This is a genomic window from Acetobacter sp. DsW_54 (genome assembly GCF_002153575.1).
Lineage (GTDB): Bacteria > Pseudomonadota > Alphaproteobacteria > Acetobacterales > Acetobacteraceae > Acetobacter > Acetobacter fabarum.
Genome location: NZ_JOPD01000024.1, coordinates 37,931 through 60,443 on the forward strand (window position 1 = coordinate 37,931; position 22,513 = coordinate 60,443).

General features: G+C 59.0%; 22 protein-coding genes and 1 tRNA gene. 6 read left to right on the top strand and 17 right to left on the bottom strand.

The annotated features are described in order from the left end of the window. Positions 1–37: 37 nt before the first annotated feature. From HK20_RS09920 to HK20_RS09950, 7 genes are all read right to left on the bottom strand, one after another. Positions 38–955 carry a DMT family transporter gene (locus tag HK20_RS09920; protein ID WP_086646908.1) on the bottom strand — a complete coding sequence of 306 codons (918 nt, stop codon included), beginning with the start codon at positions 953–955 and terminating at the stop codon, positions 38–40. A 28-nt stretch (positions 956–983) separates the two neighbouring features. Continuing rightward, a complete protein-coding gene (locus HK20_RS09925) occupies positions 984–1,646 on the bottom strand; it encodes a tyrosine-protein phosphatase (protein ID WP_086646909.1) in 663 nt (220 codons plus the stop codon). Between the two features lie 185 nt (positions 1,647–1,831). Further along, on the bottom strand, positions 1,832–2,614 hold the full coding sequence (locus HK20_RS09930; protein ID WP_086646910.1) for a succinate dehydrogenase iron-sulfur subunit: 783 nt from the start codon (positions 2,612–2,614) through the stop codon (positions 1,832–1,834). A 24-nt stretch (positions 2,615–2,638) separates the two neighbouring features. Further along, a complete protein-coding gene (sdhA, locus tag HK20_RS09935; RefSeq protein ID WP_086646911.1) occupies positions 2,639–4,450 on the bottom strand; it encodes a succinate dehydrogenase flavoprotein subunit in 1,812 nt (603 codons plus the stop codon). 117 nt (positions 4,451–4,567) lie between these two features. After that, positions 4,568–4,981, bottom strand: a complete 414-nt coding sequence (gene sdhD / locus HK20_RS09940; RefSeq protein WP_086646912.1) for a succinate dehydrogenase, hydrophobic membrane anchor protein — start codon at positions 4,979–4,981, stop codon at positions 4,568–4,570. Between the two features lies 1 nt (position 4,982). Continuing rightward, positions 4,983–5,456: a succinate dehydrogenase, cytochrome b556 subunit gene (sdhC, locus tag HK20_RS09945; protein ID WP_086646913.1), complete on the bottom strand. Its 474-nt coding sequence runs from the start codon at positions 5,454–5,456 to the stop codon at positions 4,983–4,985. Between the two features lie 137 nt (positions 5,457–5,593). Further along, positions 5,594–6,616 carry an aspartate-semialdehyde dehydrogenase gene (locus tag HK20_RS09950; RefSeq protein WP_086646914.1) on the bottom strand — a complete coding sequence of 341 codons (1,023 nt, stop codon included), beginning with the start codon at positions 6,614–6,616 and terminating at the stop codon, positions 5,594–5,596. 409 nt (positions 6,617–7,025) lie between these two features. On the opposite strand from HK20_RS09950, the gene HK20_RS09955 reads away from it, so the two are divergent. The 5 genes from HK20_RS09955 to HK20_RS09975 all read left to right on the top strand — a co-directional run bounded on the left by HK20_RS09955 (position 7,026) and on the right by HK20_RS09975 (position 12,440). Further along, on the top strand, positions 7,026–8,174 hold the full coding sequence (locus tag HK20_RS09955) for an NAD(P) transhydrogenase subunit alpha (RefSeq protein ID WP_086646948.1): 1,149 nt from the start codon (positions 7,026–7,028) through the stop codon (positions 8,172–8,174). After that, on the top strand, positions 8,174–8,500 hold the full coding sequence (locus HK20_RS09960) for an NAD(P) transhydrogenase subunit alpha (RefSeq protein ID WP_086646949.1): 327 nt from the start codon (positions 8,174–8,176) through the stop codon (positions 8,498–8,500). Before HK20_RS09955 ends, HK20_RS09960 begins: the two co-directional genes overlap by 1 nt. A 1-nt stretch (position 8,501) precedes the next feature. Then, entirely contained in the window at positions 8,502–9,917 is a 1,416-nt protein-coding gene (locus HK20_RS09965) for an NAD(P)(+) transhydrogenase (Re/Si-specific) subunit beta (RefSeq protein ID WP_086646915.1), read from the top strand. Positions 9,918–9,982: 65 nt separating this feature from the next. Continuing rightward, complete coding sequence (gene adhP / locus HK20_RS09970) at positions 9,983–11,011, top strand: alcohol dehydrogenase AdhP (RefSeq protein ID WP_086646916.1); 1,029 nt, start codon at positions 9,983–9,985, stop codon at positions 11,009–11,011. A 37-nt stretch (positions 11,012–11,048) separates the two neighbouring features. After that, complete coding sequence (locus HK20_RS09975; protein ID WP_086646917.1) at positions 11,049–12,440, top strand: NAD-dependent succinate-semialdehyde dehydrogenase; 1,392 nt, start codon at positions 11,049–11,051, stop codon at positions 12,438–12,440. A gap of 219 nt (positions 12,441–12,659) precedes the next feature. Here HK20_RS09975 and HK20_RS09980 read toward each other — a convergent pair whose 3' ends face one another. The 4 genes from HK20_RS09980 to xseA form a co-directional block, all read right to left on the bottom strand. Beyond that, a complete protein-coding gene (locus tag HK20_RS09980; protein ID WP_086646918.1) occupies positions 12,660–13,835 on the bottom strand; it encodes a phosphoserine transaminase in 1,176 nt (391 codons plus the stop codon). Between the two features lie 31 nt (positions 13,836–13,866). Next, a tRNA-Leu gene (locus HK20_RS09985) sits at positions 13,867–13,953 on the bottom strand. Between the two features lie 85 nt (positions 13,954–14,038). Beyond that, positions 14,039–14,380 carry a hypothetical protein gene (locus tag HK20_RS09990; RefSeq protein WP_086646919.1) on the bottom strand — a complete coding sequence of 114 codons (342 nt, stop codon included), beginning with the start codon at positions 14,378–14,380 and terminating at the stop codon, positions 14,039–14,041. 96 nt (positions 14,381–14,476) lie between these two features. Next, entirely contained in the window at positions 14,477–15,925 is a 1,449-nt protein-coding gene (gene xseA, locus HK20_RS09995; RefSeq protein WP_086646920.1) for an exodeoxyribonuclease VII large subunit, read from the bottom strand. Positions 15,926–15,968: 43 nt separating this feature from the next. On the opposite strand from xseA, the gene purD reads away from it, so the two are divergent. After that, positions 15,969–17,258 (top strand): phosphoribosylamine--glycine ligase, encoded by a 1,290-nt coding sequence (gene purD, locus HK20_RS10000; RefSeq protein ID WP_194301340.1) that lies wholly within the window; start codon positions 15,969–15,971, stop codon positions 17,256–17,258. 81 nt (positions 17,259–17,339) lie between these two features. Here the strand turns inward: purD and HK20_RS10005 are convergent, their stop codons facing one another. From HK20_RS10005 to HK20_RS10030, 6 genes are all read right to left on the bottom strand, one after another. Beyond that, complete coding sequence (locus HK20_RS10005) at positions 17,340–17,783, bottom strand: GNAT family N-acetyltransferase (protein WP_086646951.1); 444 nt, start codon at positions 17,781–17,783, stop codon at positions 17,340–17,342. Between the two features lie 14 nt (positions 17,784–17,797). Beyond that, entirely contained in the window at positions 17,798–18,490 is a 693-nt protein-coding gene (tsaB, locus tag HK20_RS10010) for a tRNA (adenosine(37)-N6)-threonylcarbamoyltransferase complex dimerization subunit type 1 TsaB (protein WP_086646921.1), read from the bottom strand. Beyond that, complete coding sequence (locus HK20_RS10015) at positions 18,490–19,074, bottom strand: malonic semialdehyde reductase (protein WP_086646922.1); 585 nt, start codon at positions 19,072–19,074, stop codon at positions 18,490–18,492. Before HK20_RS10015 ends, tsaB begins: the two co-directional genes overlap by 1 nt. Before the next feature lie 102 nt (positions 19,075–19,176). Continuing rightward, a complete protein-coding gene (locus tag HK20_RS10020; RefSeq protein ID WP_086646923.1) occupies positions 19,177–19,737 on the bottom strand; it encodes a NifU family protein in 561 nt (186 codons plus the stop codon). Positions 19,738–19,944: 207 nt separating this feature from the next. Continuing rightward, complete coding sequence (locus HK20_RS10025) at positions 19,945–21,168, bottom strand: DUF2075 domain-containing protein (protein WP_086646952.1); 1,224 nt, start codon at positions 21,166–21,168, stop codon at positions 19,945–19,947. A 67-nt stretch (positions 21,169–21,235) separates the two neighbouring features. Continuing rightward, positions 21,236–22,438, bottom strand: coding sequence for a YncE family protein (locus HK20_RS10030; protein WP_086646924.1), 1,203 nt, complete (start codon positions 22,436–22,438; stop codon positions 21,236–21,238). Positions 22,439–22,513 lie beyond the last annotated feature (75 nt).

The following is a 22,513-nucleotide window of genomic DNA, read 5'->3' on the forward strand; positions in this document are numbered from 1 at the left end:
TTATTCGGTGCCGGCATAACCCTGATGCCCAGCAGCCTTAATCCGAGCCGTCTGGCAGGGTAAGCGGAGTAGATCGGGGGCGGCCATATGTTTGCATGAGCAACACGCCAGCCATAACCACCGCCCCACCCACCAGTGTTGTCAGGGCGGGCACTTCATGCGTCATGACATAAGCCAGAATCAGCGTTGTTGGAGCCAGCAGAAACAAAAAGCCCGAAGAACGCGCAACACCGACCGCACCCACAACATGCGCCCATGCCGCATACCCCAGAACAGCGGGGAAAACACCAAGCAGAATGACCAGAAACCACGGCCAGCCCCCTTGCCCCTGCAAGGCCGTAAGGCCTGCGGACAACCAGGGGACCAGCACAACAGCACCAATCAGCAATATCCATGCCGTGGATGCCAGTGCGCCATAGCGTGCCACAAGCGGCCTTTGCAGCAGAAGGTACAGGGCCGAACAAAACGCAGCCGCCAGCACATCGGTCGCCCCCGAACCAAAGGTAAAACCGCCCGGCAGGCCACTGCCAATCAGCACAATCCCGCTAAAACTTATAACGGAACCAACCCACCCCCATAACGGCAGGGATTCCCCCAGAAACACCACAGCCACAAAGGCAGACATAAACGGCGCAAAATTAACCAAAAGGCTTGTTGCCCCAGCAGAAACACTCTGCTCGCCCGTGTTGAACAAAATATTATACAGGGCAATACCCACAGCCCCGCACAGTAAAAAACGCGGGACATCACGCAGCTGGGGCCGCACCGGCCGCTGCACACACAACCACCCAGCCACAATAACGGCTGCTACAGCGTACCGTAATGCGGCAAGTGGTATGGGGGGCACGTAAACAAGCGCCATTCGCACAAGCGGATATGCGCTTGCCCAAGACAAAATAGCCGCACACACCGCCAGAAAAGGCACCTTGCGCGTTGCGTATCCTCCATGTGTCATGCACGGCTCTTTTTTTAATGATGCAGGGCTACTCCCTGCGCAAAACCTGATCGGTCAGGAACGCGGCAATCCGCCCTGCAACAAAATCCTGTTTAAGGGCGGCTTCATCATACTCGGTGTTCAACCATTCCATGAATGGGATGCGCCCCTCCGCCTGTGCCTGATAACGCAGGAAAAACGCATCCAGAATTCCCGTGCGAGAACCACGGAAATGCCCGAACCGCCACGAAAGCTCGCGCAGGGCCTGTGCCGCACTCCCGCCTTCAAACATCACCACCAGAGCAGAGGCCAACCCGGCCCGGTCGGCACCGGACTTGCAGTGCATCAGCATAGGGAACTGCAATGTGCTGTACATCTGTGCAAAGCGCAGAATACGGTCCTTGTGCGGAGCCCCCCTGCTCTCAAACGCCATATCCAGATGGGTCAGGCCGATCTGTGCAGCCGCATTGCGGGAGAGGGCATCCGAGCCACACTGCCTGTGCCCGCGCAGGTTGACCAGCGTGCGCAGGCCCAGCCTGCTGACAGCCCGCCGTAAACGGGCAGGGGTGGGGTGGTTACACCGGTACACCTTGCCCGGAATAACCGCATGAAAATTGGTCCAGACCAGACGGAGGATAGCATGATCAACAAACAGGCTATCCGTCCATGCTCTGGCACGGCCGGTCTGGGAAGAAAGATGGCCGTTAAACACAAAACCCCCTCATGTCTCATGCAGCAGCATGCTGGCTTTCCATGTTCCACCTCCGGCCCCACACGTCAATAATCCCCCACCACCCCGCGCATGCGCCCTGAACAGAAAAACCCCGGCAGGGGTTACTCCTGCCGGGGTTTCATTTATTCCTGCCAGACCAAACCAAGCAGGCCGAACCTGTAGGATCAGATCTTGCGTTCGATCTGCAATTCCTTGATCCGGCCAATGGCCTTGGCCGGGTTCAGCCCCTTGGGGCAGGTCTGGGTGCAGTTCATGATCGTACGGCAGGCGTAGAGCTTGAACGTATCTTCCAGTGAATCAAGGCGTTCACCGGTATGTTCGTCGCGGCTGTCTGCAATCCAGCGATATGCGGCAAGCAGCACGGCCGGGCCAAGATACTTGTCCCCATTCCACCAGTAGGACGGGCAGGACGTGGTGCAGCAGAAGCACAGAATGCATTCCCACATACCGTCCAGCTTGCCGCGTTCCTCAATGCTCTGGCGGCGTTCACCATCCGGCGGAGGAGCGCTGTCTGCCTGCATCCAGGGCTGGATGGAGCGCAACTGCGCATAAGCCCCGTCCAGGTTGGACACCAGATCCTTGACAATGGGCATATGGGGCAGCGGGTAAATCCGCACGTCACCCTCAATGCTTTTGATCGGCTTCAGGCATGCCAGTGTGTTTTCGCCATCAATATTCATGGCGCAGGACCCACAGATCCCTTCGCGGCAGGAGCGCCGGAATGTCAGTGTGGGGTCCACTTCGTTCTTGATGTGGATAATGGCATCAAGCACCATTGGCCCAAAGGTATCCAGATCAAGCTCGTAAGAGTCTATGACCGGGTTTTTACCGTCATCAGGGGACCAGCGGTACACCTTGAAGGTTTTGACATTTTTTGCGCCGGCCGGAGCGGGAAAGGTTTTGCCTTTCCCTACGGTGCTGTTACGCGGCAGTCTGAGTTCGACCATGTTCGCCTCCCTTTGCCCTGCGGATCAGTAAACGCGCTTTTTGGGTGGGAAAACCTCGACATCGTCGGTCAGGGTTTTCATATGTACCGGACGGTAGGTCAGCTTAACGCCGCCCTTATCATCCAGCCACGAAACGGAATGTTTGAGCCATTCCTTGTCATCACGATCGGGGAAGTCATCGCGGGCATGCGCGCCACGGCTTTCGTGCCGGGCCAGACCACTTTCCAGCGTGGCTGTTGCATTGGCCAGCAGGTTTTCAAACTCCAGCGCTTCCATCAGGTCACTGTTCCAGATCAGTGAGCTGTCGGAAACGGAGATGTCACCCAGACCACTCCAGATATCACGGATCTTGTCCACGCCTTCCTGCAGGCTTTCCTGCGTACGGAACACGGCGGCATGGGCCTGCATATCCCGCTGGAGGCGATCACGCATGGCGGAAACCTTGGTCCCGCCCTTGGCGTAACGCAGCTTGTCCAGACGGTCGAGAGCAAACTCGCCAGCCCCAGCGGGGAGCGGGCGCACAAAGTCGCTCGGCTTGACGACCTCTGCCGCACGGCGGGCCGCCGCACGACCAAACACGATCAGGTCGAGCAGGGAGTTGGTGCCAAGGCGGTTTGCACCATGCACGGACACACACGCGGCCTCGCCCACAGCCATCAGGCCCGGCACCACCGCATCGGGGTTGTCCGCTGTGGGGCGCACCACTTCGCCGTGAATATTGGTGGGAATACCACCCATATTGTAATGCACGGTCGGCAGAACCGGCACGGGCTCCTTGGTTACGTCCACACCGGCAAAAATACGCGATGTTTCCAGAATACCCGGCAGGCGTTCATGCAGCAGGTCGGAGCCCAGATGCTCCAGATGCATCATGATGTGGTCTTTTTTGGGACCACAGCCACGCCCTTCCTTGATCTCGATCGTCATGGCGCGGGACACCACATCGCGCGAGGCCAGATCCTTGGCGGTAGGAGCATAACGCTCCATAAAGCGCTCACCCTCGGAGTTGGTCAGGTAGCCACCTTCACCACGGCACCCTTCGGTCAGCAGGCAGCCTGCGGGGTAGATACCCGTGGGGTGGAACTGCACAAACTCCATATCCTGCGTAGGCAGGCCCGCACGCATGACCATGCCGTTACCATCGCCCGTACAGGTATGGGCGGATGTGCAGGACTGGTAGGCACGGCCATAACCGCCCGTAGCCAGCACCACCATTTTGGCATTGAAGCGATGGATCGTGCCGTCGTCCTGGCACCAGGCCATAACGCCACGGCAGGCGCCTTCATCATCCATAATCAGGTCGATGGCGAAGTATTCGACAAAGAACTCAACATTATGTTTGAGGCACTGCTGGTACAGCGTGTGCAGAATGGCATGGCCCGTACGGTCGGCGGCAGCGCATGCGCGGGGCACCGGTGCCTTGCCAAAGTCGCTCATATGGCCACCAAAGGGGCGCTGGTAGATCTTGCCTTCTTCCGTGCGGGAGAAGGGAACACCAAAATGTTCCAGTTCCTGCACGGCGGGCACGGCCTCACGCACCATGAACTCAATGGCGTCCTGGTCGCCCAGCCAGTCAGACCCCTTTACGGTGTCATACATATGCCAGCGCCAGTTATCCTCGGCCATGTTGCCAAGGGAGGCACCAATACCACCCTGTGCGGCCACCGTGTGGCTGCGGGTGGGGAAAACCTTGGTAATGCACGCAGTACTCAGGCCCGCGGCCCCCATACCCAGCGTTGCACGCAGGCCCGAACCACCTGCACCCACGACCACAACATCGTATGCGTGATCAACAATCCGGTAAGCTCCCCGAGAAGGAGAGGAATTGGCATTCATCGTGACGGCGCTCCCATATGCGTTCGGCCTGTCAGTCGTTCAGGTTCATGCCGCCGCGTATCCGACCTGTTCCGTCGGCGGCACAAGGCTCTTTAATCTGTGTGGCAGGTGCCCGGCTTACTTGCCGGAACCGCTCCGCACCACCAGCTTGATCACGGCAAATACGCCAAGCAGCCCCATAAGGGACGTGCCAATCTTGACCAGCAGGCGGGTAGGCAGGTGCGCCTTGCCGTGCACGTAGTCATCCACAATAACCTGCAGGCCAACCTGCGCATGGTAGAAGGTGGTAATGATCAGTGCTGCCAGCATGGTGGCGTTAACGGGCTTGCCGCCCCACTTAACCACCTCGGCGTGGTCTGCCCCGCCAAGGCGGAACATCTGCACAACAAACCATGTGGAAAGCGGCAGCAGGCTGGCGGCGGAAACACGCTCGGCCCACCAGTGGCTTACACCCGAATGCCCCGCACCCAGACCGCGCGCACGGCCAAGCTGGGAGCGCATGACTTCAATATGTGGAACAGAAGCGTTCATGTCAGGATACCTTCCCGGCTTTGGCGCGTTTGCTTCTGCGGCAACCCGCCACAGCAAGCAGGGCGACGGCCAGCACGGTGCTTACACCGGCTGTAACACCCACCGCCACTGGGCCATCCTTGTTCAGCTCTTCCTTGTCGTAGCGGTATCCTGCATCCCAGATGAGATGCCGGATGCCACCGACCGTGTGGTAAACGACCGAAGCCAGCCACCCTACCAGCACAAGCTGGCCTAGCGGGTTGCCCGTTACCTTACGCGCCGTAGCATAGGCTTTTGGCCCCTTGGCCGCAGCGCCAAGCCAAAAAACGCCAAGCGCGGCACCGGCCGTGGCGACCACTCCCGTGATTCGATTTGAAATGGAAAGAACCATGGAAAGCCGGTAACGGTACACCTGCAAGTGCGGCGACATGGGCCGCTGGATCAGTGTGCCGTCACTTCGGCTCCCTACATAGAGGGCCTTACGGATATCCTGCATTGTCAGCCTCGTACCCCGTGTCTATCCCTGAGCGCTGGTTGCATCCAGCGTTTTGCATCGTTTTTGTCCTACGCCCCGTGCCTCGGCCCGGTCAATTCAACGGATCAACACGAGACCGAGAGGGGCAGGATTCTCACTCAGGCGTGTCTGGGCAGCAGATCAAGTGCGATCATGGTTTCCGCGATCTGAACCGCGTTCAAAGCCGCACCTTTCCGCAGATTATCGGACACGCACCAGAACGCCAGACCATGCGGCACGGTCGGGTCGACACGAAGGCGTGACACATAGGTTGCATCTTCCCCTACGCACTCGAGCGGGGTCACGTACCCGCCATCTTCGCGCTGGTCGAGCAGGACAACCCCTTCGGACTCCCGCAGGGCCGCACGGGCGCGCTCAAGGTCCACAGGCTCGGCAAACTCGGCAATAACGGCTTCGGAATGACCGACAAACACCGGAACACGCACGCAGGTTGCCAGCACTTCCACGTCCGGATCGAGAATTTTTTTGGTCTCGACTCGCATCTTCCATTCTTCCTTGGTCGCACCGTCATCCATAAAACGGTCGATCTGGGGAATGCAGTTGAACGCGATCTGCTTCTGGAACTGCTCGATCTTGGGCGGGTCGTTCACAAAGCTGCCACGGGTCTGGGAGAACAGCTCGTCCATGCCATCCTTCCCCGCGCCGGATACGGCCTGATACGTGGAGACCACCACCCGCTTGAGGGTAAACAGGTCATGCAGGGGCTTGAGAGCCACCACCATCTGAATGGTCGAGCAGTTGGGGTTGGCAATAATGTTGCGCTTCATGTCCTTGAGCGCCAGCGGGTTAACCTCGGGCACCACCAGCGGCACATCCGGCTCCATGCGGAAGTGGGATGTGTTGTCAATCACAACGCAGCCAGCCTTGGCGGCAATGGGCGCATATTTGGCGGACACAGACCCACCGGGGGAGAACAGCCCGACATCCCAGCCCTTGAAATCAAAGGTTTCAAGGTTCTGGACTTTCAGAACGCGATCCCCGAACGAGACTTCACGCCCAGCAGAACGCGGGGAGGCCAGTGCGACAATCTCATCCACCGGGAATTCCCGTTCGGCCAGTGTCTTGAGGATTTCCCGCCCCACCGCACCTGTCGCGCCTACAACAGCAACCCGATAACCCATAATCCACCTTTGATTCAGAGCACGTTAGAAACCAGAAAAACGCACCCCCACACGGGGGCCGTTCAATCGCGCGAACCCTAGACCATTCCGGCAGCAAATGGAATTGCTCGCCCCAAAGCTTTCCCACCCACCACTCCGGCAAATGGCGGGCAGGGCGGAATACGGCCCGCGCGGACGACAAGCCGCTCAGGACATTACGAGAAATGACACCTGAGACTTATTTATAAAGTGCAATAATGAAAAAAATATTTTTATATCCTGCGGGAAAGGTTTCTTTGACGCATATCAATGCAACCTTTTTCAGATATGGTTGTCATATCAAACAGAAGAAGTTGTGGAGGACGACCGTTTTTCTACCCTGCCATCCCGGTCCCTCCTCACCCCATACAGAATGCATTGGGAAAAGAACGTGACCGTTAAAATTGCCATCCTGAAGGAAACGCAGCCCGACGAACGCCGGGTTGCCATGATTCCCGCGGTAGCACAGCGCATAGCCAAGCTTGGGGCAAATCTTGTTCTGGAGCAGGGAGCGGGCAGTGCTGCAACCTACACGGACGATGCCTATACAAAGGCAGAAGTAACGCAGGAGCCCGATACCGGGAAACTGGTTGCCGATGCGGATATTGTGCTCTCCGTCCAGCCCCCATCGGTCGAGACCGTCAAACAGATGAAGCCCGGCGCCCTGCTGGTTTCCTTCATTTACGCCCAGACACAGCCTGATCTGGTCAAGGCGCTGCGCGATGGCAAGATCACCACGTTTGCCATGGAGCTTATTCCGCGCATCAGCCGTGCGCAGGCCATGGATGCGCTGTCCAGCCAGGCAGCTCTTGCAGGGTACTATGCGCCCCTGCTGGGCAGCGTGCATATGCAGAAAATCCTGCCCATGATGACCACCGCCGTTGGCTCGCTACGTGCGGCCCGCGTGCTGGTCATGGGGCTGGGGGTTGCGGGCCTGCAGGCACTGGCCACCGCACACCGCCTTGGCGCTGTGTGCGAAGGCTACGACGTACGCCCCGAAACCAAGGAAGAAGCGGAATCCGTTGGCGCCAAGTTCGTGGATACGGGCATTGATGCACGCGGCGCAGGCGGTTACGCCCGTGAGCTGACAGCAGATGAAAAAGCCAAGGTCCGGGCGACCCTTTCGCAGCATATTGCACAGGCCGACCTGATCATTACCACAGCAGCCGTCCCCGGCCGCAAGGCCCCCCGCCTGATTGACGCCGAACAGCTTGCCGGCATGAAGGAAGGCTCCGTTGTGGTGGACATGGGCGCCCCCAACGGTGGGAACTGTGAAGGCACCAAAGCGGGCGAAACCATTAAGGTTGGTCCCGTGGTCATGGTTGGGCCAACCAACCTGCCCTCCAGCCTGGCAGCACAGGCGAGCGAGCTCTACGCCAAGAACATTTACAACCTGCTCGAGCAGGTTCTGCATGATGGTGTGCTCAAGCCCGATTTTACAGACGAAGTCATAACCGGCACCACCCTGACCCATGATGGCAAGATTACCAATGCCGCCATCCAGAAGGTCATCGAAGGCACACCAGCGGAGAAAGCATGATGGATTCCGTAACATCCATGACCTTCATTATCGCCCTCTACATCTTCATGCTGGCCGCGTTTACCGGCTACGTGGTGATTAGCCGGGTGCCCTCCATCCTGCATACGCCCCTTATGTCCGGCTCCAACTTCATTCACGGTATTGTGGTGGTTGGTGCGCTTGATGCGCTGTTCAATGCCACCACGCTCACCGGGCAGATCATCGGGTTTGTTGGCGTTTTTCTGGGCGCAGGGAACGTTATGGGCGGCTACGTCGTGACCGACCGCATGCTGGCCATGTTCCGCCCGAGCCAGAAGCAGACAACAGAGAAAAAAGGCCAGCAGTAACATGTTTATCGAATACATTGTTGGCCTGAGCGGACTGATTGCCGCAGGCCTGTTCATTTACGGGCTGAAGGCCATGTCCTCCCCCGTAACCGCCGTATCGGGCATTGTAACCGCAGGCTACGGTATGGTGTTTGTGGTTGGGGCCACATTCCTCAACCTGTTCAATGTCAGCCCCGATGCGCGCCCGCACCTTCTGGTCAATGTTGCGCTGGCTGTTGTGGCCCTGCTGCTGGGCTGCCTGTGGACCGGCTGGCGTGGCCGCACGGTGCAGATGACCGCCATGCCGCAGATGGTCGCCATCTTTAACGGCATGGGGGGTGGCTCCGCGGCATCCCTTGCTGCGGTCAGCCTTCTGTCCGACCATGCCACGTCCGGCCTGCACCTGAGCGTTACCATCGTGGGTGCGCTTATTGGCTGTATCTCCTTTACCGGTTCGATCATTGCATGGGCCAAGCTTGACGGGCGTATGAGGAAACCCGTGCGCTTTGGCGGACAGCGGATTTTCAACGCCGCCCTGTTCCTGATCTCGCTCGTCCTCGGTGCGCTGACAGTCATGCAGTATGGCACGCCCGAAGGTGTGCTACCCGGTATTCTGTTCTTTGGTGCGGCCCTGCTGTTTGGTGTCTGCATGACCCTGCCCATTGGTGGGGCAGACATGCCGGTTGTGATCTCGCTCTACAACGCCTTTACCGGTCTGGCCGTGGGCCTTGAAGGCTACGTGATGGGCAACCCCGCCCTGATGATTGCCGGCATGGTTGTTGGCTCGGCTGGCACGCTGCTGACCGCCCTGATGGCAAAAGCCATGAACCGCTCGCTCACCAACGTGCTGTTCAGCAACTTTGGGGATACGGCAAGCTCCGCCAAAGGCCCCGAAGGGGAAATGAAGTCCGCCGACCCGTCGGATGCAGCCACCTCCATGCGCTACGCATCCAGCGTGATTATTGTGCCCGGCTATGGTCTGGCCGTGGCACAGGCACAGCAGAAGCTGTACGAGTTTGTTAAAATGCTTGTGGCTGATGGTGTGGATGTCAAATTTGCCATTCACCCCGTGGCAGGCCGCATGCCGGGGCACATGAACGTGCTGCTGGCCGAAGCTGGCGTTCCATACGACATGATTTACGATATGGACGATATTAACGACAGCTTTGCCACCACCGACGTTGCCCTGATTATTGGTGCGAACGACGTGGTCAACCCCGAAGCCCTGACCGACAAATCCTCCCCCATTTATGGCATGCCTATCCTGAACGCTTACAAATCGCGTCAGGTCTTTGTCATCAAACGTGGGTCCGGCACGGGGTATTCCGGGGTGCAGAACCCGCTCTTCTTCCAGAAGAACTGCACCATGGTCTTTGGGGATGCACAGGCCGTGCTCTCCAAAATGGTCGAAGCCGTCAAGGCGCTCGGCACCGCCTAACGGCAAACGGGAGGGAACCAGACGGTCCCTCCCGTTTTTTTTGTTTGCAACAAAAGGCGTAGATTATGTCAGGCAAGATGAAAGCCGCTGTTGTCCATGAATTTGGCAAGCCGCTCACGCTTGAGGAACTGGACATTCCCTCCATCAACTCCAACCAGATCCTGGTCAAGATGATCGCCTGCGGCGTCTGCCATACGGACCTGCACGCAGCCAGCGGGGACTGGCCCAAAAAGCCGACCCTGCCCTTTATTCCCGGGCATGAGGGCGTGGGCACGGTTGTGGAAGTTGGCAGCAATGTTGACTGGATTAAAAAGGGGGACATCGTTGGTGTGCCCTTCCTGTATTCCGCCTGTGGTCATTGTGAGCACTGTTATGCAGGCTGGGAAACCCTTTGCCAGAAACAGGAAGAAACCGGCTACTCCGTTAATGGCTGCTTTGCGGAATACGTTGTGGCGGACCCGGGCTATGTGGCTCATATTCCCCCCGGCGTGGACCCCATTAAAATTGCGCCGGTCCTGTGCGCAGGGCTGACCGTTTACAAGGGTCTGAAAATGACCGACACGCGCGCAGGTGACTGGGTTGCGGTGTCCGGTGCCGGCGGGCTGGGGCAAATGGCCATCCAGTACGGTGTGGCCATGGGCCTGAACATGATCGCGGTTGATATTGACGACGCCAAACTTGAAACCGCACGGAAACTTGGCGCCGCACACACCGTTAACGCCAAGACAACCGACCCGGCAGCCTTTATCCAGAAGGAAGTCGGGGGCGCTCATGGGGGGTTGATCACGGCTGTTTCCACCAAGGCGTTCTCTCAGGCCATGGGGTATGTGCGCGCTGGTGGCACACTGGTCCTGAACGGGCTGCCGCCGGGGGACTTCCCCATTTCCATTTTTGATATGGTCATGAACGCCATTACCGTCCGCGGTTCCATTGTGGGTACCCGGCTGGACATGATCGAAGCTCTCTCCTTCTTTGCTGAAGGAAAAGTGACCTCGGTTACCAAGACTGATCGGCTTGAAAACATCAATCAGATATTTGATGATCTCGAGCATGGTCGTGTTGAAGGGCGTGTTGTTCTGGATTTCAGAAACTAACCCCCTTCAATATTGACGAACCAGAAGGATTTTTTCCATGGCTTACGCAACGACAAACCCTTTTACCGAAGAACAGGTCAAGGTTTTTCCCAGCCCGACCGATGCTCAGGTCGATGCCGCACTGGACAAGGGCCATGCGGCCTTCAAAAAATGGAAAAACACAACTTTTGCTGAACGTGCACGCGTTTTGCAAAAAGCGGCTGATCTGCTGCGCGCCAATGTGGACGAATACTCCAAGCTGCTGACGCTGGAAATGGGCAAGCTCTACGCCGAAGCAAAGGCAGAAACCGAGCTTTCCGCTGCAATTTTTGAATATTATGCCGTCAATGCCGAGCGCCTTCTGGCACCCGAAGTGCTTCCCCTTGCCTCCGTCAAGGAAGGTCGCGCCAAGATCGTGTTCGAAGCGCAGGGCATTCTGCTGGCTATCGAACCTTGGAACTTCCCCTACTATCAGGTCGCCCGCATTATTGCGCCGCAGCTTTCTGCTGGTAACGTGGTTATTCTCAAGCACGCATCCAACGTGCCGCAGTGTGCCGCCGCCATGGAAAAACTGATGCATGATGCCGGTCTGCTTGAAGGTGGGTTCCAGAACCTCTACCCAACGCGTGACCAGCTTGCCAAGATTATTGCCGATATCCGCGTGCGTGGTGTGGCCCTGACCGGCTCCGAAGGTGCTGGCGCCAAGGTTGCTTCCGAAGCGGGGCTTGCACTTAAAAAATGCACCATGGAACTCGGCGGATCCGATGCCCTGATCGTGCTGAACGATGCTGATATTGAAAAAGCCGCCAAGTGGGCCGTTTATGGCCGCCACTGGAACGGTGGGCAGGTTTGCGTTAACGCCAAGCGCATGATTGTGGAAGACGGCGTTTACGACAAATTTGTTGAGCTGTACCGCAAAGGTATTTCCGAACTGCGTATGGGCGACCCGATGGACCCCGCCACCACGCTGCCGCCCCTGTCCTCTCGCGGGGCGGTAGATGGGCTGAAGCAGCAGGTTGCCGATGCCGTGGCACAGGGTGCCAAAGCGGAAGAAATCCCGCTGGAAATGCCCAACAAAGGCTGCTTCTTCCGCCCGGTTATCCTGAGCCATCTGGAAGAAGGCAACCCGGCCCGCCACACGGAATTCTTTGGCCCGGTGACCATGCTGTTCCGTGCGAAAGATGCTGACCACGCCATTGAAATTGCCAATGACTCCCCCTACGGGCTTGGTGGTTCCATCTTTACCAAAAACGAAGAGCGTGGTGCAGAACTGGCCCGCCGGATTGATACCGGCATGGTCTACATCAACCACCCGACCATGGTTAAGGCCGATCTGCCGTTTGGTGGCGTCAAGCGCTCGGGCTTTGGCCGCGAACTTCTGGGTCTGGGCCTGAAAGAGTTCGTCAATGCCAAGCTGATTGATATTGTGGACATTGACGCACCGTTCTGATGCTTTCTGAACAGCGTTAACCAGAAAGGGCGGAAGGATCACTCCTTCCGCCCTTTTTTTATCCGGATGTCAGACTAAAGGTTTTGAAATATCCCGCACAGATCATGCTTTTTTCGTGTGGCCTATATTTTCCGCACAAATCCCGCATAAAAAAAGACCGTGTGCTAGGCACACGGTCTTTTCACAATACTGGTCAGGGTTGCCCCTCTCCAGGCAGAATTATGCAGGCACAACCAGTGCAAACGCCCAGTCCAGCCAGGGCAGCAAGGCCGCAATATCGGCTGTTTCCACCGTAGCACCGCCCCATATGCGCAGGCCCACGGGCGCGTCACGGTAGCTGGCAAGGTCAAAGCCAATGCCTTCCTTATCCAGCACAGCCAGCATTGTTTTGACTGTTGCCATCTGCCGGTCCCGCTCCAGAGCCAGAAACCATGGTGCGACAATCCGCAGGCAAATGGCGGTAGAGGAACGCTCCTCCTCCTTTTCTGCCAGAAAGGAGACCCAATCCGTGGTTTTAACCCACGCAGCAACCGCCGCCAGATTGGCCTGAGACCGGGCCTTGAGCCCTTCCAGCCCTCCGACTGATTCTGCCCATTGCAGGCTGTCCAGCGCATCTTCCACACACAGCATGGAAGGGGTGTTGATGGTATCGCCCTTAAAAATACCTTCGATCAGCGCATCCTTGGCGGTCATGCGGAAAATCTTGGGGAGCGGGCGGGGTGCCTTAAAGGTTTGCAGCCGTTCCACAGCACGCGGCGAAAGCGCGATCATGCCATGTGCGGCCTCGCCCCCAAGAGCTTTCTGCCAAGACCATGTTACCACATCCAGCCGGTCCCATGGCAGGTCCATGGCAAAGGCGGCGGAAGTTGCATCGCAGATCACCAGCCCTTCATGCTCGGCGGGAATGGCATTAGCCGATGGCAGGCGCACGCCCGAGGTGGTGCCATTCCATGCCAGCACCACGTCATGCGCCCAGTTAACTTCGTTCAGGTCTGGCAACTGGCCGTAATCGGCCTTGAGCACGCGGGTATTGTCCAGCTTGAGCTGGGTTACAATATCCTGCGCCCACAGGGCGGAAAAACTCTCAAACGCCAGCACGTCCACCGGGCGTTCACCCAGCAGGGACCACAGGGCCATTTCCACCGCACCCGTGTCGGACGCAGGCACAATGCCCACCCGCCAGCCTTCGGGCACACCCAGAATTTTGCGGGAACGTACAATAACCTCGTTCAGCCGCGCACGCCCTTCTGGCGAACGGTGGGAGCGGCCAACCAGCGCCTTATCCAGCGCGGCAAGGCTCCACCCCGGGCGCTTGGCGCACGGTCCGGATGAAAAACAGGGATTGAGCGGGCGAATGGCCGGACGGGACGAAGCGGAAGGGGAAAGGGCGTTCATAACCTTGGCCGAGAAGAGGGAGGGACAAGTCTGGTGCGAGAGAGGGGACTCGAACCCCTAAGCCCGTAAGGGCGGTCGATTTTGAGTCGACTACGTCTACCAGTTCCGTCACTCTCGCGAACTGCTTTTTCCCCTACCAGCAAATTGCCGCCCGGAAAAGGGTTTGTTGGCGGCATTTGTCGCACAAAGCGCTTCACCCCAGCCTAACGGCAGACCCGCTGGGTGCCGTCTGCAGCAATGTAGGTGCCGGTCTGTGTATTGTAGCACGCATTGCGCACGCAACTGCCCCCTACAGCCAGTGGCTGAGGATAGTTTTGCACCGCCATGGCTATGGCCTCCCGCGCGGCGGCCCCGCACAGCGGCGTATTGGTGGGGGCGGAGGGGTCATTCACCAACTGGCTTTCATTTGCGGGGGGCGGTGTTGGCGCGCTCAGCCCCGGTGCAAAGCTCTGCGGGGGAATACGGGTGGGCTGGCTGGCGCACCCGGCCAGCAGCCCAAGCACAAGGACAGACCCCAAAGCCGGAATACGAACAGGAATGAACATGCGCTCTTCAGTCTTTCAGCACGCGGTGGCTTGTTGCCCACACAGTTGCAGGGAGGCCAGCATAACCCGGTTACCCGCCTGAACCCAACATCAGGCTTACAGGTCCAGCAGGCCCTGCGCGGGTTGGCCACCAATAATGGCACGGCAGGAGCCATCGCCAAAAGTCAGGTCAACCTGCTGCCCGCTCCTTAGCCCTGCGGCTTTTGTCACGGGGTGGCCATCTGCTGTGACCAGCGCATAACCGCGTGCCAGCACGGCCTGGGGAGATACTGCCTCCAGTTGCCCGGCGGCCCCTGCCAGCGCAATCCGCCGCTCACGCAAAAGCGCCATCAGGGGGGCGGGGGACACGCGGCAGCGGCCCAGCCGCACTTCCTGCCGTTGCAGGGTGTGCTGCATGCCCCCCACAAACGCGCCACCCAGTACGGCAAGCCGTGTTCTGCGGCCGGACAGAAGTGTTTCCACCGCAGGCATATGCCGCTCCACCGCCACAAGGTCCGCCTTACGGCGGCGGACAAGGGCGGGCAGGGCCACGTCCAGCCTGCGGGCGCGGTCATCCAGCTGCATGCGCGCGGTCTGTACCAAGCCGGGCAGGTCCGGTAGCGCGGCGGCTGCCCTGTCCAGCCGCAGGCGGGCGGTTTGCATCTGCCGGGCCAGTGCGCCTGTGGCACGGGCGGCGCGGTGTTCAATTTCGGCCAGCAGTTCGCTCCGCACAGGCACGGCCATTTCTGCCGCTGCTGTGGGGGTGGGCGCTCTGCGGTCGGATGCAAAGTCGATCAGGGTTGTATCGGTCTCATGCCCTACGGCCGAGATCAGGGGGATGGAACAGGCGGCAGCAGCTCTCACCACGCCTTCATCGTTAAAGGCCATCAGGTCTTCAAGCGAGCCGCCACCGCGTGCGACTATCAGCACATCGGGCCGAGGCACGGCCCCTGTGCCATCCAGCGCGGAAAAACCGTTAATGGCAGCCACAATCTGGGCGGCAGCACCCTCACCCTGCACGGGCACGGGCCACACCACCACAGGCCGGGGGAAGCGCCGCCGGAGCGTTGTGCAGATGTCATGCAACACAGCCCCCTGCGGGGATGTAACAAGCCCGATCACACGCGGCAGAAGGGGAATGGGCCGTTTGCGGGCGGGGTCAAACAGCCCCTCTTCCCCCAGCCTTATCCGCAGGCGCTCAATACGGGCGAGCAATGCGCCCTCGCCCGCATATTCCATGCGTTCCACAATAAGCTGGTAGCTTGAGCGCTCGCCGTAGGCGGAGACCTTGCCAGTTGCAATAATTTCCAGCCCGTTTTCAGGCACCAACCCAAGGCGGCTGACACTGCCACGCCAGACCACGCCGGAAATCTTGCCCTGCTCATCCTTGAGCGAAAAATAGATGTGCCCGGAGGGGTAGCGTTTGAATTCCGTAATTTCGCCGCGCACGCGCACGCGGCTGAACGACCCCTCCAGCGTACGCCGGATTGCGCCGGAAATTTCCGAAACCGTATATTCAGGGACATTGCCGCCAGATGGGGAGGCGGCTCCAAACTCTTCGTGCATCCGCACAACCTATGCTACAGACGCTCGCCCTGAAAGAGCAGACATGAACAGCAGGAGAAAAGAATTGCGCGTACTTCTGGTAGGCTCAGGCGGCCGCGAACATGCCATGGCCGAAACACTGGCCAAATCCCCAGCACTTTCCGCGCTGTTCATTGCCCCCGGCAACCCCGGCACGGCCCGTTGCGGAACCAACGTGCCCATTGGCGCGCATGATGTGGCAGCCCTTGTAACCTTTGCCCGCGAGCAGAAGATTGATCTGGTGGTGCCCGGCCCCGAAGCGCCACTGGTCGCAGGGCTGGCCGATGCCTGCGCACTGGCGGGCCTGCCCTGTGCCGGCCCCACGCAGGCCGCCGCCCAGCTTGAAGGCAGCAAGAGCTTTACCAAGGAAGTCTGCGATGCGGCGGGTATTCCCACCGCGGCATGGGAACGCTTTACGGATGCGCCCTCCGCCATTGCCTATGTGCGCCGCAAAGGAGCGCCCATCGTGGTCAAGGCCGACGGGCTGGCCGCGGGCAAGGGCGTTGTTGTTGCCACAACCGTAGCCGAAGCCGAAGCCGCCATTACGGACATGATGACAGGTGGCGCACTGGGCGATGCCGGGCGCAGCGTGGTGATCGAAGATTGCCTTGTAGGGGAGGAGGTCTCTCTCTTTGCCTTCTGTGCGGGGGAAACCGCCTGCCTGATTGGTGCGGCACAGGACCACAAACGCATTGGAGATGGGGATACAGGCCCCAATACCGGGGGCATGGGTGCCGTATCCCCCCCAAAAGGCTTTGGCCGGGCAGAGCAGGAAGCCGCGCTGGACCTGCTGGTGCGCCCCATGCTGCGCGAAATGGTACGCCGGGGCACGCCATTCCGGGGCGTCATTTTTGCCGGGCTGATGCTGACCGAAAACGGGCCATCGCTGATTGAATACAATGTGCGCTTTGGCGACCCCGAGGCCGAAGCCCTGCTCCCACGCCTGACATCGGACCTGCTGCCTGCCTTGCAGGCACTGGCCGAGGACCGGCTGGACGTGGCCCCCATTACATTTTCCAACCAGGCATCGGTCTGCGTGATCATGGCGGCACGGGGTTACCCCGGCAGCCCGGAAAAAGGGGCCGTGATCCATGGGGTGGACACAGCCAATGCTCTGGAAGGGGTGCGGGTTTTTCAGGCAGGCACCACACAGAACATGGCCGGAGAACTGGTGGTTTCAGGCGGGCGTGTGCTGGCTGTCTGCGCTCTGGCAGACACGGTGCAAGAAGCCCAGAAGCGCGCTTATGCCGGTGTTAAGGCCATTACGTGGGATGGTGCGGTATGGCGGACGGATATTGGCAACCGCGCCCTGTAAGCAACCGGGTAAAAACGGGGTCAATCTGGCCCCGTAAACCAGCATGCCCCATGCCGCAGGGCACCCCCAGCGGCATAGGCCTTACCCACCACACTCCAGAACATGCCCAAGCACAAGGGCATCGGACCCATCGGGGTAATAGGCCCGGCGCAGGCCTTTTTGTTCAAACCCTGCCTGTGCATACAGCTTTTGTGCCGCAGGGTTCCCGACCGAGACTTCCAGAAAAACCATTTCGGCCTTTTGCGCTCTGCCGTGGGCAAGGCTCCATGCCACCAACTGCGCGGCCAGCCCCTGCCGTCTGTATGCAGGCAGCACGCACAGGGTCAGAATTTCTGCCTCCCCCGCCACGCAACGCAGCATGACAAACCCTGCGGGCTGCTCCCCCACCAGCACCAACCCGGCGCAAACACCGGCTGAGCCGAGCAGGCTGAGCATGGCGGCTGTGTCCCACTGCTCCTGCGGGGTAAAACACTGCGTATGCAGGCAGGCCAGCACAGCCGCGTGCCCCACCCCCACAGACTGCATTTGCGGCAGACCCATTAGACCGGAGCAGCCCGCAACCCATTGGCTGGCAGTTTGGCCTCCGGCGGGTCCACGTAAACGGGGAGTGCGCCACGCGGTAGCAAGTCCCCACGCATCCGGCGCAGGGCCGTAGCCGCAACCTGCTCTACATCAGGGTGGGTAATCGGGCATAGGATCGCGGAGGGAAAAGCCAGATCAGCCCGGGATTCCCCCGCAACCAGCCACCGCCCTTGCGGGGCGGACCAGTCTGCTATGGTTACGGCCCGCGCCCCCTGCCTGTCTTCCACAAAAACGCGGCCACGCCGGGCGGCGGTCACCACCAGCCAGCCAGCCATGGGGTCTGGCTGAGCGGCAAGGGCGGCATCCAGTTCCGGGGCCAGAGCCTCTGCCCGCGTAACCCCCACAACCGGGCACCCCACACCTACGGCATACCCTGCCGCCGCCGCACAGGACGCCCGCAGGCCGGTAAAAGACCCCGGCCCCACCACAACCGCGACCAGATCCGGCGCACTCCCCTGTGCGCGTGACCAACCAGCCTGCTGCAAAACCTGTGCTGCCAGCAGGCTAAGCCCTTCCGCCGCCTGCTTGCCAGCCTCCTGCCTGAAGGCAAGCACCTGCAACACGCCATCTGTATTGGTAACGCAGGCCGCCGTGCCACAGGCATGGTCGCCTGCGGGGCTCCCGTCGAGCACCAGAATACGCTGCACCACTACTCTACAATCCGGCAGGCCTGATCGAACTCAAGCCGGGGAGCCCGCTCGGGCTGGCCGGCGAAGTCCCCATACCCCAGACAGAGCAGGAAGTTGGCGCGCCAGCCCCATTCGGCCAGAAAAGCGTCTTCCACCACGGACTGGTCAAACCCTGAAACGGGCAGAACATCCAGCCCAAGGGCGCGGGCTGCCATGATCATATACCCGCCCTGCAAGGTGCCATTACGAAAAGCAGTTTCCTCAGACAGGCCGACATCGGCGGCAAACCAGGAGCGGAGTTCTTCCCCCGGGCTCAGCTTGGGGAGCTGTTCAAAAAACAGCGGGTCATGGGCAAGCACAGCAATAACCGGTGCCCCCATAACGCGGTTGACGTTCCCTGCGGACAGGGCAGGGCGCAGTTTTTCGCGCCCATTGGAGCCTGTAATAAAAACAATGCGGGCAGGGCAGCAATTGCCCGAGGTCGGCCCCATGCGCACCAGATCATATATCTGGCGCAACAAAGCCTCCTCCACAGGGCGGGTCGTCCAGCGCAGGGGGGTTCGCGCCTTTGTAAACAGCAGTTCTAACCCACTTGCGTCCAACATGTTCTGTCCTGCCTCCTGCTGCGCCAGCTTGCTCCGGCGCGTGACTTCCCTCTTTTAAGGCAAGCATCCCGCGCCGAAAAGAGCCACCATTGCAGGGGCTGCTCAGTCTACCTGTTCGACCGAGACAACCTCTGGCACGTAATGCTTGAGCATGTTTTCCACCCCATGCTTGAGCGTTGCGCGGGAGGAGGGGCAGCCGGAGCACGCACCCTGCATGGTCAGGCGCACAACCCCGTTGCGATACCCACGAAAAACAATATCCCCGCCATCGCCCGCAACGGCAGGGCGTACGCGCGTATCCAGCAGTTCCTTGATCTGGACAACAATCTCCGCATCTTCTGGGGCAATGTCGTCTTCAAGAACAGCAACGCCTTCGGCAACAACCGGCAGGCCCGCCACAAAATGATCCATCAGGGTGGACAGCACCAGTGGGCGCAGTTCCTCCCAGTCCGCGCTATCGGACTTGGTGACGGAGACAAAGTCATTCCCCAAAAACACGCGGGCAACACCGGGCAGGGCAAACAGCGCATCGGCCAGAACCGAACGGCCAACCACGGCGTCGGCATCAATAAAGTCTATGGTGCCCGCATCCCCTACCACGGCCTGACCGGGCAGGAACTTGAGCGTTGCGGGGTTGGGGGTGCCTTCGGTTTCGATAAACATGGCGGAAATGTCCGATCTGTAGGGTAAACCTGTATGATTACCTTTCAGTTGGCACCAGAATGAGGACAGAACAAGTTCTGTATGAAAATTTTAGTGCCACCAGTCCCCGGAACAGGGCCAGAAAGGGCTGTTTTGGGCCGTTTCCGCCCGACATCCGCACAAGGCAGCCATGCCGTGCACGACATTCAGCCCTGGCCCTTTGCCCCCTTACCCGGCCCGGAGCTGAACAAGGCGCGCCCTTAACGCGGGGTCGTGCGCATAAATATAAAGCCCCCTGACCGCGCGCGTCATCAACACATTGATCGCATTGAGCATGATCCGCTCCATGGTCTGCCCGGGCTGGGCAATACCATTGCGCCCGGCAAACGCTGCGCCATCCTCATACCGGGTCGGGTCAAGTATCAGGGTATCAGCCGCGCTATCGTACCTTACGGATGGGCCAAGCAGCAGACCAACGTAATTCAGGTCAAACCCCTGAACGGTGTAAACGGAGCCGACCTCATCTATTGTATCAACACGTTCGGCCCATGGCAGGCGGGCTTCGGGTTTGGCAATATCCCATTTAAGGCGAAAACGCCCTTCGGTTACAAAATGCTCCTGACCATCCAGCCGGTAGGGGTAGTCATACGTTGCCACCATGCGGGAGAGGCCGAACTCGGTGTTTTTCTGGCGCACCAGATCGTACATATCCTGCGCATCCTCAAAAACCCTGAGGTCAAAAGACGGATCATGGGGAACCGGCAGAATCGTCTTTTTGCAAAATGCGTCTATCCATGCGCATGTCTGTGCACCAGCGTGCATACGGAACTGGTTTTTAAGCCGACAGGTCTGCACCTGCTTTTGGGCCAGAACTGTTTCCAGCATACTCCTTGTCCAATGGCTTTTGAACTTGAGAACCTGCTTTTCATCAAAAACCAGCACAACAACCCTTGCACATTTCAGAATCTCTTCAAGATGATTGTCCTGTGTAAACCTGTTGTATTTATCGGATTTTGTTAAAAGAAGGTGCGCCTCGTCCACCAGAACCACATCCGCCATCTGCCCGGTTTTGTGCATGGTGTTGATGAAAGTTGTCGGGCGCTCATAGTCTTTCTTTTTCACATAAAGCGAATGTTCCGATATATTCCTGTAAAGTTTCATCATCTCTGGATGATTGACCAAAAGATAATTTTTTGTCCCCGTTAACGGGTTTGCAGCTGATTTTTGTCGGGACAGTTTTTGTATTTCGTTAAAAATTTTATTGATAACAATACTTTTTCCTGTCCCTGCATCGCCTTCAATAACAAAAACAGCATTCCCCTGCCCAACGTGGTCCTGACAGAACCTGACAACCTGCTGGCACAGCTGCTCCTGCTCTACGGAAAGAGAACGATCGGGTGAGAGTTTTTGCAAAGCCTGATTGTTCTGCCTATCCACCACGTTTACCCCCATAAAACAAAAAAGCCTTTCCTCCATTATGAGGAAAGGCTTTTGATCCGTCCAGAAAACCCGGTGGTTTTTAGCGCAGGATACCCGTGTGACCAATGGAGTAGCGGCCCGGCTGCGGCCATACGGTAAGGCCATGCGGCTCCTGCCCAACCGGAATACTGATCATGGTACCATCATCGGTGTTAATCCGGTAAACGACATCATCAAAGCGGCCGGACAGCCACAGGGCTTTACCATCCGCGCTGACATTGCCCATATCCGGGCTACCACCACCGGGAATAAGCCATGTTGCCACAACCTTGTTTGTAGCAAAATCAATAACCGAAACCCCGCCCCCCTTGCTGTGGGGGTGGCCATGAATCAGGTGGGAACCACGATTGGCAACATACATTTTTGTGCCATCACGGCTGGGGTACAACCCATGCGCACCCAGCCCCGTGCGGATAAAGCCTGTCTCGCGGAATGTATCCCCATCCACCAGAAACACGCCATCGGCCATCATGTCGGCAACATAAAAGGTTTTGCCATCGGGGGAGACCAGAACATCCTGCGGCATGCCACCACTGGACAGCTTGAGGTAACCCAGAACCTTTTTCTCAACCATATCCACCTTGACCAGATGGCCACCAAATTCGCAGGTGAAAATGGCGTAGCGCCCATCTATGGAAAAATCAGCGTGGTTGACGCCCTTGCACTCGGGCACATCAATGGACTGCTGCAACTGCATGCTATGCGGGTCGCGGAAGTCCAGACGTTTGCGGGCTTCGGCCACCACAATGGCGGATTTGCCATCGGGCGTGAAATACATGTTGTAGGGGTCATCCACCGCAATGGACGGGCCGGGGCGGGCCGTGCGCGGGTCAATGGGGGTCAGGCTACCATGCACGGTGCCTTCCGCATTATTGGTCACCCACAGGGTGCGCAGGTCCCATGACGGCACAACATGCTGGGGGCTTTTACCCACAGGAAAATGGTCCACCACCTTGTTGGTGGTCGGGTCGATGACAGACACATCATTCGAGCGCAGGTTGGGCACGTAAACCCGCTCGGGGTCCTGCGCCACTTCCGGCGCAATGTGGCCTACCCCGGTCTCGCTATACAGGTTGGCAGGGTTGGGGACTGGGGGCATGCCAGGAATGGTCTGCACCAGAGGAGCCGCCGTGCTGCTCCCGCTCTCGGACGGAGTGCCAACATCCTGCGCCCAACCGGGCGCACTGCCAGCATTTATGCCAACAATGGCAACCGCCGCAACCAGATACTGTTTAAAACCCATAACCCAGACCCTTCTGTGCCTGTTATCACTTTAACTCCTGATACGGCTCCGCATTTATCATGCGGCGTAAATAAC

Excerpts from the sequence above, each read along its gene's own strand:
- HK20_RS09920 (WP_086646908.1), bottom strand. The coding sequence starts at position 955 with ATGACACATGGAGGATACGCAACGCGCAAGGTGCCTTTTCTGGCGGTG.
- HK20_RS09930 (WP_086646910.1), bottom strand. The coding sequence starts at position 2,614 with ATGGTCGAACTCAGACTGCCGCGTAACAGCACCGTAGGGAAAGGCAAA.
- sdhA (WP_086646911.1), bottom strand. The coding sequence starts at position 4,450 with ATGAATGCCAATTCCTCTCCTTCTCGGGGAGCTTACCGGATTGTTGAT.
- sdhD (WP_086646912.1), bottom strand. The coding sequence starts at position 4,981 with ATGAACGCTTCTGTTCCACATATTGAAGTCATGCGCTCCCAGCTTGGC.
- sdhC (WP_086646913.1), bottom strand. The coding sequence starts at position 5,456 with ATGCAGGATATCCGTAAGGCCCTCTATGTAGGGAGCCGAAGTGACGGC.
- HK20_RS09950 (WP_086646914.1), bottom strand. The coding sequence starts at position 6,616 with ATGGGTTATCGGGTTGCTGTTGTAGGCGCGACAGGTGCGGTGGGGCGG.
- HK20_RS09960 (WP_086646949.1), top strand. The coding sequence starts at position 8,174 with ATGGATTCCGTAACATCCATGACCTTCATTATCGCCCTCTACATCTTC.
- HK20_RS09965 (WP_086646915.1), top strand. The coding sequence starts at position 8,502 with ATGTTTATCGAATACATTGTTGGCCTGAGCGGACTGATTGCCGCAGGC.
- adhP (WP_086646916.1), top strand. The coding sequence starts at position 9,983 with ATGTCAGGCAAGATGAAAGCCGCTGTTGTCCATGAATTTGGCAAGCCG.
- HK20_RS09975 (WP_086646917.1), top strand. The coding sequence starts at position 11,049 with ATGGCTTACGCAACGACAAACCCTTTTACCGAAGAACAGGTCAAGGTT.
- HK20_RS09980 (WP_086646918.1), bottom strand. The coding sequence starts at position 13,835 with ATGAACGCCCTTTCCCCTTCCGCTTCGTCCCGTCCGGCCATTCGCCCG.
- HK20_RS09990 (WP_086646919.1), bottom strand. The coding sequence starts at position 14,380 with ATGTTCATTCCTGTTCGTATTCCGGCTTTGGGGTCTGTCCTTGTGCTT.
- xseA (WP_086646920.1), bottom strand. The coding sequence starts at position 15,925 with ATGCACGAAGAGTTTGGAGCCGCCTCCCCATCTGGCGGCAATGTCCCT.
- purD (WP_194301340.1), top strand. The coding sequence starts at position 15,969 with ATGAACAGCAGGAGAAAAGAATTGCGCGTACTTCTGGTAGGCTCAGGC.
- HK20_RS10005 (WP_086646951.1), bottom strand. The coding sequence starts at position 17,783 with ATGCAGTCTGTGGGGGTGGGGCACGCGGCTGTGCTGGCCTGCCTGCAT.
- HK20_RS10015 (WP_086646922.1), bottom strand. The coding sequence starts at position 19,074 with ATGTTGGACGCAAGTGGGTTAGAACTGCTGTTTACAAAGGCGCGAACC.
- HK20_RS10020 (WP_086646923.1), bottom strand. The coding sequence starts at position 19,737 with ATGTTTATCGAAACCGAAGGCACCCCCAACCCCGCAACGCTCAAGTTC.
- HK20_RS10025 (WP_086646952.1), bottom strand. The coding sequence starts at position 21,168 with ATGGGGGTAAACGTGGTGGATAGGCAGAACAATCAGGCTTTGCAAAAA.
- HK20_RS10030 (WP_086646924.1), bottom strand. The coding sequence starts at position 22,438 with ATGGGTTTTAAACAGTATCTGGTTGCGGCGGTTGCCATTGTTGGCATA.